Origin of the sequence: Geomonas sp. (assembly GCF_035254065.1) — a bacterium.
Lineage (GTDB): Bacteria > Desulfobacterota > Desulfuromonadia > Geobacterales > Geobacteraceae > Geomonas.
On sequence record NZ_DATFBA010000400.1, the window covers coordinates 1 to 8,981 of the forward strand.

General features: G+C 61.6%; 10 protein-coding genes. 1 reads left to right on the forward strand and 9 read right to left on the reverse strand.

Features of this window, described 5'->3' with window-relative positions; all coding sequences use genetic code 11:
• A partial coding sequence (locus VJ604_RS18820; RefSeq protein WP_324085169.1) for a spermine/spermidine synthase domain-containing protein occupies nt 1–1,946 on the forward strand: 1,946 nt, incomplete at its 5' end.
• A gap of 589 nt (nt 1,947–2,535) precedes the next feature.
• Here VJ604_RS18820 and VJ604_RS18825 read toward each other — a convergent pair.
• The 9 genes from VJ604_RS18825 to VJ604_RS18865 form a co-directional block, all read right to left on the reverse strand.
• The gene (locus VJ604_RS18825; RefSeq protein WP_324085171.1) at nt 2,536–3,366 is read right to left on the reverse strand and encodes a ChaN family lipoprotein; all 831 of its coding nucleotides are present in this window, start codon (nt 3,364–3,366) and stop codon (nt 2,536–2,538) included.
• On the reverse strand, nt 3,363–3,764 hold the full coding sequence (locus VJ604_RS18830; protein WP_324085172.1) for a hypothetical protein: 402 nt from the start codon (nt 3,762–3,764) through the stop codon (nt 3,363–3,365). The genes VJ604_RS18825 and VJ604_RS18830 overlap by 4 nt, the downstream gene beginning before the upstream one ends.
• A 112-nt stretch (nt 3,765–3,876) precedes the next feature.
• Entirely contained in the window at nt 3,877–4,503 is a 627-nt protein-coding gene (locus tag VJ604_RS18835; protein WP_324085174.1) for a hypothetical protein, read from the reverse strand.
• A 74-nt stretch (nt 4,504–4,577) separates the two neighbouring features.
• Nucleotides 4,578–5,252 carry an ABC transporter ATP-binding protein gene (locus VJ604_RS18840; protein WP_324085176.1) on the reverse strand — a complete coding sequence of 225 codons (675 nt, stop codon included), beginning with the start codon at nt 5,250–5,252 and terminating at the stop codon, nt 4,578–4,580.
• 58 nt (nt 5,253–5,310) lie between these two features.
• The gene (locus tag VJ604_RS18845; protein ID WP_324085177.1) at nt 5,311–6,471 is read right to left on the reverse strand and encodes an ABC transporter permease; all 1,161 of its coding nucleotides are present in this window, start codon (nt 6,469–6,471) and stop codon (nt 5,311–5,313) included.
• Between the two features lie 2 nt (nt 6,472–6,473).
• On the reverse strand, nt 6,474–6,941 hold the full coding sequence (locus VJ604_RS18850) for a DUF2318 domain-containing protein (RefSeq protein ID WP_324085178.1): 468 nt from the start codon (nt 6,939–6,941) through the stop codon (nt 6,474–6,476).
• Nucleotides 6,942–6,965: 24 nt separating this feature from the next.
• Entirely contained in the window at nt 6,966–7,370 is a 405-nt protein-coding gene (locus VJ604_RS18855; RefSeq protein ID WP_324085180.1) for a heavy-metal-associated domain-containing protein, read from the reverse strand.
• A 454-nt stretch (nt 7,371–7,824) separates the two neighbouring features.
• Entirely contained in the window at nt 7,825–8,298 is a 474-nt protein-coding gene (locus VJ604_RS18860) for a hypothetical protein (protein WP_324085182.1), read from the reverse strand.
• A gap of 205 nt (nt 8,299–8,503) precedes the next feature.
• The coding region (locus VJ604_RS18865; protein WP_324085184.1) for an efflux RND transporter permease subunit at nt 8,504–8,981 on the reverse strand (478 nt) is incomplete at its 5' end.

Below are 8,981 nucleotides of genomic sequence, written 5' to 3' on the forward strand. Positions count from 1 at the left end.
TCGCCCTGATCCTCATGCTGGTCCCCGCCACCCTGATCGGAGCCACCTTCCCGCTCATCGGCCGAATCTTCCTCGCCGACCTGAAAAGCACCGGCGCAGTAGTGGGAAAGGTTTATGCCTTCAACACGCTGGGCAACGTCCTGGGCGCCCTGCTCCCGGGGCTGCTGATCCTCCCGTTTCTGGGCATCCAGAAGGGAATCCTGCTGGCCGCAGCCCTCAACATTTGCCTGGGGCTGGTGGTGGTCTCCTGCAAGGGAAGGCGGTCCGGCGCCGGAATGGCGGTGGCAGTGGTACTGTTCCTTGCCTCGGCAACCTTCCTATTCCGCATGCCGCTCAGCTTCCAGTTCCCCTGCGCCTTTCAAACCGCTAAGGACGGGGTGCTCTTCTACCAGGAGGGGGACCTGGTGACCACCAAGGTCTGGGCAAGCAGCAACCCGGACTACAAGATGATCAGCGTGGACAGCATAGGAATCGGCGGCACCAGCGATTCCGACTACAAGCAGCAGATCCTGGCCCACCTCCCCAAGCTTCTTTTAAAATCGTACAGCTCCGAGCTGACCATAGGTCTTGGTTCCGGAATCCTGGCCGGAGAAAGCGCCCGCCACTCCGGGATCAAGAGGATAGACTGCATCGAGCTGGCCCAGGGGGTGCTGGACGGTGCCCGCTACTTCTCCAGGGAAAACTACGGCATACTCGATGACCCCCGTGCCAGGCTGGTCATCGACGACGTCGCCGACTTCCTGCACGTGAGCCACGACAGGTACGACATCATCTCTGCGGACGAGAAGACCGCCGGCAAGTATGCCTCCAACTCCATGTCGTATTCCAGCGACTACTACCAGTTGCTGAGGGATCACCTGGCCCCCGGCGGCCTGGTGATCCAGTGGATGCCCACGGACCTGCCGCCGTCCCAGTACACCCTTGCGATGAGGACCTTCGCCCGCTCTTTTCCCCACGTGATGCTCTGGTATTTCCCGCCGGTAGGGCGGTTCACCATGTCCAACACCTTCATGGTCGGCTCCAATGACCGCATCGAGCTCGACCCGGCGCGGATGGCAGGGGAAATGGCCAGGGATCCCGGTGCCTTCGCGGGGATAACGAAATACGGGCTGACCTCGGCAGACTCCATTCTGGCCCACTTCATTGCCAGCGACCAGACCGTACGGAACCTGCTGCCGACGGGCCGAATCAACAGCTTCGAGCATCCCTTCTTCGAGTTCTACTCTCCGGCGGACTATGCGGCTCCCTCTGAGCAGAGAGACCTTCTCAATCATCGGTTGCTGATGTCGTTCCGCAGCCAGGAACCAGGCCCGGCTCTCCTAAGGGCGGGCCCGGAGGGGGGACGCCTGGCCGAGGCTTACCGGGCCGAGAACGCCCTCTACGCCGCGCGCGAGCAGCAGCTTGCGGGGGAGGCTCCGGCGGCCGTACTGCATCAGTACGAGCAGGCGATAGTCCGCGCCCCCTGGAACCTCAACCTGCGCAACGAGGTGGTGCGCTTCCTAAACGGTGAAGCCATGGCACTTTCCGCCCAAGGTGACTTCCAGGGGAGCAGGGGCATGTTCCAGCGCGCAGCTGAGACCTTCCCGACCGGCCCCGAGGTGCATTACGATCTGGCAATGATGCTTCTGTTCCTGAACCAGGTGGATCAGGGAGCTCAGCAACTGCAGCAGGCGCTGTCGCTCAAGCCGGACATGGTTCCTGCCCTGCGCGATCTTGGTAGAGTCTACGCCTCGGGCGGCAGGATCGAGGATGCCGTCAAGCTTTGGCAACAGGCGCTTTCCGTGAACAAGAACGACTTCATGACCCTTGCCTATCTCGGCCGCGCGCTGTGCGACCTGGGACAGCCCGCCGACGGGGTCGGGTATCTCACCAAGGCCCACCAGCTGGCGCCAGGTAACCCGGAGGTGGCGCAGGCTTACAATTACGGCCGGAACTTGCCGCATTGACGCCGCGGCCGGCTTCCGGCCGCAGCAACCCGCCTGCGCGGCTAACACTCCGACCAGCCGCAAACGTTTCCGCTTTGGCAACCACTACCGATGGGCGCCCCCTGCCGGGTGCGCCTCCACCAGCCCCCTCCTTAAAGTCAATTAACAGCTGCCGACTGGCCATTTGACGGTCCCTCCCGCTCCAGCCAGCACTTCGCGCGATGCGCCGCCCCGCCCAAGTACTTAAAGATTCGCTCATTCCTCGACCCGACGCGATGCCGGATTAAGTGGCATTGATTATGCTTTGATAGCAACGGCAGCAGAAACGTGTTGCGGAAACGGGAGGGCGCGATGAAGAGGACTGGTCTGGTTGTGACAACTGTGATTTCGGCCTTGCTGTGCCTCGCTCTTCTTACTGCAGCCCTGCACGACAAGGTCCCGGCAACGTCTTCGGTAACAGCCTCGGCCCGTACCGGTGACCGGCTATCCCACGGAGGGAAAGCTTCCTCATCTCCGTACGCCCACTTCGAGGCGCCGGTGGCGATCGCGCCGTCCTCTCACTAGATACTCCCCACCTTTCCTTCCCCGCCGTTCTCACGGCACGCGGAGCTCACCGAAACAGGAAGTCGCCGTCCCGGGCGCTCGAGGTATCAATCCCCGGGGTCACCATCGGTATCAGGATGCGGCAATCGAGGTTGGCCGCTGCTGCGGGAATCGCGTCCCTCACGGCGTGGTAGGAGCCGACTATCGCCACCACCGTCCGCTCCGGATGCAGCTTCAGATACTCCACCACGTGCCTGGCCATCCCCTTGTTCCAAACCGTCTGCGCGACGCAGTAGTTCTCGAAGGAGCCGACCCGTCCCGGGTGGCTCTCGTAGATGGCTTGGAGAAACTGCGTGTAGCGAGAGTTGCGGTCGCAAGAGAGGTCCGGTGGCAGCTGCGCCGCCTCCTGCTTGGAAAGCGCCCCTATCCCCTCCCTCGATATCCTGTGCATCAGCTCCCGGTCGTAGTTTAGCCCCACGATCGGGATCCGGTGTTCCCCTGCGTAAAGGAAGATGTCGCGATAAAGCGGCCACGGCTCGGACCAGTTGTCCGAATACAGCCACTGAAAGGAGAGCGCGTCCATCCTCCCCTCAGTCCACAAGTCGAGTTTGTCCTGGCTGGAGGCGGTGAACATCTCGGCGGCGATGGCGAGCTTCCTGCCGCGGGCCTGCAGCGCGTCGATGATTTGCAGCTGGAGGCGGTGATCCTTCATCCGGTCGTGCTGCTCGCCGACCAGGATCACCCGCGCGTCCTGGATCTCCTGCACCATCTGCTCGAAGGGGACCTTGGTGCCGTCAGCAGCGCGTGTGAAGCTGCTCCATGTGCAGCCGCCGGCAGCAAGAAAGAGCATGGCGCAGACAAGCCCCCGGCAGGCGCGCCAGGGAACTCTCCGGCTCACTGGGTCTTGACGCCTGGCGGGGAGCATATCTGTAACCAGAGGCGGTAGCTGTTGGATCCGTGGGGTATTTCGCTGAAAAGAGGGTTTTCTACCTGTTGAGAGGAGAGGTTGCCGTCGGCCGTGACGATCTGGGCAAAGAGAACTTTTTCCAGGGGCTGCTTGCAGTTGAACTCGACATCGGTTACCACGCTCATCACATTGACCTGCGGGATGACCTGGCCGTTCCTGCCCGCGAACCTGGTCCTGACCTTTTTCACGGAACTGGACATGACCTCGACGCTGTCCTTGCTGAATGCGATCACCATGGTGGGGTCGGCAGAGGGGACCTCGACCCAATCGTCGGCGCCTGCCACGGCAGGAAACAGGGTGAAGGCAAGTAGTGCGGCAAGGATGCGCATGAGATGTCTCCTAACTATCGCACGACGAGATCTTGAAGTGGCACTGCAGGGGAGGGAAACAGGCAGCCCGGAGGTGATGATCGCCGCTGTTAGGCGTGGGGAAGCCCCCTCCTCACCCCTCGGGGTAGTCGGAAAGCGCCAGGAAGGTCTCCTTGAGCTCAAACGAGAAGATGGCCAGCATCCGATCGAGCAGCCGGGCGGTAAGCAGCGGCGGGTAGAGCGGCACGGCCAGCCGGTAAATGAGGTCCAGCATGCCGTCGTGCGGGTTTTCTTCCAGGAAGAGGGCACCGTACTGCAGCACCGGGGCGAACAGGAGCGCTTCCTCCATGACGGCGTCGTCCTCGCTGAAGTAGGGAAGGATCATTTCCAGCGAGAAGCAGAGGCCTGAACCGGAGGCGTCTTCCGAGATGCAGAGGAGCACCTCGTCCTGGGGGGAGCCGTACTGGAGCGCCTCGGGGGAGAGGGCGCCGCAGGGGAGAACCATGACCTTGCCGTGCACAGGATCGATCCCGTAGGGGGCGCCGCGCCCCTGCAGGAAGCGCTCCAGCGCCTGATACCCCTTGGTCTGCAGGCGGCCCATGCCGCGGTAGAAGGCGGGGCGGAACTGGTCCCGGTTGGCGATCAGCTCCTCGAGCGGGATGAACTCCTGCTCGCCGGCCGGTCTCGCGCTCCTGTTGGTTTCATTATTCACGACAAGCTTCAGATGTGATCTCTTCCGCTCGTCCTTGTCGATGCTCATCATGGTCTCCCGATCATTTTGCCTGCCTCTTTAATACACCCCCCGCGAGACAGGTGTCAAGAAATCCCTCCCCGCTAGCATTCCACCACGACTTGGCCGTCCCGCAGGCAGATGCTCCGGTCGGAGTAGTCGCAGTTCTCGGGGTTGTGGGTGACCATCACCACCGTCTGCCCCGCGCCGTTCAGGGTGCGGAACAGGTTCATCATCTCCAGACTGGTCTTGGAATCGAGGTTGCCGGTCGGCTCGTCGGCGAAGAGGATATCGGGGCGGTTGACGATGGCGCGTGCGATGGCCACCCGTTCCTGCTCGCCACCGGAGAGCTGATTGGGGAGGCGGTCCTCCTTCCCCGCAAGGCCCACCCGGGAAAGCGCATCCCTGGCGGCGGCACGTTTTTCCTTGCTTCCCGTCCGGCAAATGGCGAGCGGCAGCATGACGTTCTCCAGCGCAGTCAGGTAGCCGACCAGGTTGAAGGACTGGAAGACGAAGCCGAGCCGCTGGCTGCGGAAATCGGCGAGCCTCTCGCTGGAGAGGCTGTAGAGGTCGGTCCCGGCCACTTCCACCGTGCCGGAGGTGGGACGGTTCATGCCGCCCAGGATGGAGAGGAGCGTGCTCTTGCCCGAGCCGGACCTCCCCATGATGGTGATGAATTCCCCTTGGCTGATGCTGAATTCCACCCCCCGCAGCGCCTGCACGGTTTCGTCGCCGCTGGCGTAGCTTTTGGACAGGTGTTGCACTTCGATCAATGGCATTGCGTGGCTTCCTCCTCGTCGGACCAGTCAGACGTTTCTGGCCAGTCGGACAGGTCTGCTAGAGCGCCCTGAGGGCTTCGGTCGGGTCAAGTTTGCTGGCGTGCAGGGCGGGATAGAGGCTCCCCAAGAGGGCGAGCACCACGGAAAGGCCGAGCGAGCCGGCGGCTACCACTCCGTCCCAAACGAGCTGCACCTGCTTCCCCTCGGCCATCATCGGGAGCGCGAGCTTGGCGCCTCCCATGCCGGCAGCATATCCCAACACTCCCGCCAACACGCCAACCACGGCCGCCTCCAGCAGGATGATGCGCATGATGTGGCTCTTCCTGAACCCGATGGCCCGGAAGACGCCGATCTCGGTGGTCCTCTCGTTGACGCTCCCCATCATGGTGACGAAGACGATCAAGGAACCGATGAAAACGACCACCCCGGCCATGGCGTAGGAGAAGCGCCGGAACTGGTCGAGTGTCTTCAGCCTCCCCTCCACCACCTGCTGGATCGCGCTTACCTTGGCCGCGGGAAGCTTTTCGGCGATCTGGAGCACCATGTCGCCGATCGGGCACCCCGAGCAGAGCGCGGCGACCTCGACGAAACTCAGACGCCCTTCCTTGTGGAGCAGCCGCTGGGCCACCGGCAGCTGAGAGAAGATGAGCGAGTCGTCCTGGGAGCCGGTCTGATCGAGGATGCCGGAGACCTTGAACTTCTCTCCCTTGATGTCGATGGTGTCGCCGCTCATCACGTTCAGCACGCGGGCCGCCTCGCTTCCCAAGAGCAGTTCGTCGCCCCTCTCGGGAGCCTTGCCGAACACGTTCCACCACTGCTTGAGTTTCAGCTCCTTGTCGAACTGGACCCCGACCAGCAGCACCTGGTGCCGGTCAACCTCAACGGCTCCCACCACCTTGGGTGCCACGGCCGATATGTTCCTGCTGTTCCTGATGGTGGAGATCAGCGCCAGGTCCGATTCCCGGATCTCCTTCTGGTCGAAGTTGACCCCGCCCAGGCTGATACCGCCGTAGTTCATGGAGAGACCATTTTGCTGGGGGGTGATCAGGATGTTGGCGCCGAACTCGTCCATCTTGCGACCGATGTCGCTGGACATGGAGTTGGTGAGGGTCACCAGGGTGACGATGGTGGCGATGCCGACCACCAGGCCGATGGTGAGAAAGGCCATCTTGGTCTTGCGCCTGCGCAGGTTGTTGAACGAGATATTATGCAGTTTCATGGTTAGAAGAAGGTCGCGCCGGCTCTCAGGTCGTCGACCATGATCCGGATGTTGGTTGCATCGATCCGAGCGGGGAGGCTGGAGGGATTGCACCCGCCGCGGGATTCCTGGCCGATGCGGTTGATGGCGAACTTCTTGTTGCAGTTCTTGCAAAGCATCTGGTCACCCTGCTGTTCGTACCCTTTCTTCTCGTGGTAGCAGACGTCGCAGGCGTCGAACGCGGTGTGGAGGTGCCCGTCGCTACCTTTAACCACGAAGAACTTCACCTCTTTGCCGCCATCAGCGAACTTGAAGAAATGGGCCTTGCCGTCGTTGACCTTGGCGACCGGGATGGTGATCATGCCATTGGCCGCTTTCACCGTGTCATACTTGCCGACACCGGGGATATTGAAGGCCAAGGCAACGGTGGCCACCACCGACAGGCAGACCAGGACCAAAACAAGGTACTTCATCCCACTTTTGCATACCATTTTCACGCTAGCTCCTTTTGGGTTTTATTTCGCGCAGCATCCCCTGCCGCAGCACCCGTCTCCTCCGGCCAGGCGCCCGACGTTGTGTCCGGACACCTTGCGGAATTGTTCCGGGGTGATTACCGACTGCACGTTACTGGCAAAGCCGGCCTCGGTAACGGTTCGGACCAGCTTTTCCGCCGAGACCTGCTTCGAATCATAGCCTGCCACCACCACCCCGCGCTGAAGGTCCACCTCGGTGGCCGCCACTCCTTTTTCCGATTGGAGGGCTTTGCTCACCCTGGCCGTGCAGCTGGCGCACCCCATCCCGGAGGTCTTCATAACGACCACGGCGTCGGCAGTGGCGCCGATCCGGACGTAGAGGCCGAAGACCAGCAGGATGATGACTACCGCAAGGACCAGGCAGATGTTGATGAGCTTGCTTCTCATGTCGGCTCCCGCACTGTCGGGAAAGCACCAGCGCCCCCTTCGACAGTGTCGAACGTACTTTACAAAGAGCATGCCACCCTCTCTGAAAGCGCCCAAACCGTAATATCGTTAGGGAAAGTGGCATCATGGCATCGAAAGGCACACCAGGTGTGGGGAATATTCTTCAGCCGACGTAGGATTTTCTGCATCGGCCTCACCCCGCCTTCGGCCCCCCTCTTCCCTAAAGGGGCGAGGGAATCAGGCGGGTCCTACGTCCCCTCCCTTTCAAGGGGAGGGACAGGGTGAGGATGGGGAAGGGGACTGGCTCCGGCAGGTGCCTGTCCCCCTGTCGGACTCGTCCCGGGATGGGGTACCAGGGGAGATCAGCAGGAGCTAAAAGCTGAAGCGGAATGGTACAGGTGAGGAGCGGGATGGAGACGCAGCGAGGTGGCTGCGTCTCCCCTCTGTGAGTGGCTTACTTTACGACGTACCAGAACTTGAAGTCCCGGGTCTTGCCGTCGGCAAGTTTGGACCTGACCATGATGCCGTATTTGCCCTTGGCCGGCATGGTGACGTCGGCGCCGAAGCCCCCTTCCATCGCCATGGTTTCCTTCACCTGCTCGCTTTTGTCCGGGCCCATGATCTTGAATTTGACCTCGCCTTCGCTGAGCTTCTTCTTGGTCTTGGGATCGGTGAAGACGACCATGAGATGGTGGGTTTCCTTCATCCCCATCTTCTCCATCTTCGACTTGATGTCGAGCAGGGTGAAGGTCCCCTTCACGCCGCTGACAACCTCCTCATGAATGACCTTTCCATGGGCCATCATGCCACCGCCATGATCCATCTTCATGCTGCCGTGGTCCATGTTCATGTGGTCCATCTCGGCCAGGGCAAAGGTCGGCGCGCAAAGAGCGATAGCTGCTGCGAGGGTAACGACAAGTTTCTTCATTTCAGTCTCCTTTGTTGTTCAGTTTCTTTAGCCTGACAGTGCACTCTGCTTTAGTCTGACAGTCCCCTCTCCCGAAGGGGGAGGGTTAGGGAGGGGAGCCCAGGTATCCCATCTTGGTGGAGCCCCGTGGTCCGGGACAGCGCTCCCCCCACCCGACCTCCCCCTTCGGGAGGAGGAGTGATGGGGTTAGCTGGGTTAGCTCGATTTAGTGCTTCATCCCGGAGTACTTCAATTTCCCCTTTTTAAGATCGTGCTTCTTCATCAGCACGAAGATCACCGGCGTCATGATCAGGACATGCACCGCCGACGAGATCATGCCGCCGATCATCGGCGCGGCGATCGGCTTCATGACGTCCGCCCCGGTGCCGGTGGACCACATGATGGGAACCAGTCCGATCAGCGCCACCGCCACCGTCATCAGCTTCGGACGCAGCCTCAATACCGCTCCCTCGAAGGTGGCGTCGTAGATATCCTGCTCGGTCACCGGCCCCTTGATCAGCTTCTTGTCCAAGGCCTCGTGCAGGTAGATGACCATCACCACCCCGGTCTCCACGGCGATACCGTACAGGGCGATGAAGCCGACCCACACGGCCACGGACATATTGTAGCCCAACGCCTTGACCAGATACACCCCACCCACCAGCGCAAAGGGGACGGAGAGCATCACCATGCTCGCCTCGATC